Source organism: Candidatus Hydrogenedentota bacterium (assembly GCA_016791475.1).
In the GTDB taxonomy this organism is placed as follows: domain Bacteria; phylum Hydrogenedentota; class Hydrogenedentia; order Hydrogenedentales; family JAEUWI01; genus JAEUWI01.
This window is the reverse complement of sequence record JAEUWI010000134.1, coordinates 1-867: the sequence shown is the minus strand read 5'-3', so window position 1 is coordinate 867 and position 867 is coordinate 1. Positions and strand designations below refer to the sequence as shown.

The following is an 867-nucleotide window of genomic DNA, read 5'->3' as shown; positions in this document are numbered from 1 at the left end:
GCGCTTGTTGGGCGGCTTGGGCGGGAATGGCCCGCGCTTGGGGGAGGTTGCGGGCTCGATGGCCGTTGGCCCAAGCGGGACCGCCGGCGGTGAGCCAACGACGTGCGTGCCGGCGTCCGGAGGCGTCGTCACCGCGCCCGGCGCTCCGCTGACTTGACCGGCTGCTCCGCCGTCGAGCCCCGGGATCGGCTCGGCGGGCATCGAGATCGTGGAATCGGCGGAGGCGGGTGGCGGCGGTTCCGTTGCGTCAGGCGCGGGCTCGGGCACGCGGCCGAAGATCAGCCGGCCGGCCGAGGTCTGCAGCGCGGAGGTGACATGCAGCGTGACCATCTCCCCGACCCACGGGCGTCCGTTCTCGGCGACGACCATGGTGCCGTCGTCGAGATAGCCCACGCCCTGGCCCGGCTGCTCGCCCGGCTTGATGAGCCGCAGCGACACCTGCTCGCCCGGGATGAGCGCGGGCTTGAGCGAGTTGGCCACGTCGTTGAGGTTCAGGACTCGGACGCCCTGGATCGCCGCGACGCGGGCCAGGCCCGTGTCGGCGCTGACGATCACCGCGTCCATCTGCCGCGAGAACTCGACGAGCATCTGGTCCACGGCCTTGCCGGGCACGGGGGTCTCGTCGATCGAGACGTCCACGCCCGGGGTGCGCTGCAATCGCGTGACCACGTCGAGCCCGCGCCGGCCCTTGTTGCGCTTGATCTTGTCCTGCGAGTCGGCGAGGGCCTGCAACTCGCCCACGACGAAGTAGGGGATCACGAGCGGATACTGCATGATTCCCGTGGCAGCGAGGTCCCCGATCCGCGCGTCCACGAGCGTCGAGGTGTCCAGGACGTGCGGGCGGGCGCCGCGGCTCTGCTTGGCGAA

At 71.6% G+C, this 867-nt stretch carries 1 protein-coding gene; it reads right to left on the bottom strand.

The window, feature by feature from the left end:
• Window positions 1-867 (bottom strand): hypothetical protein (locus JNK74_28265; protein MBL7650083.1); only part of this gene is annotated, 867 nt, incomplete at both ends.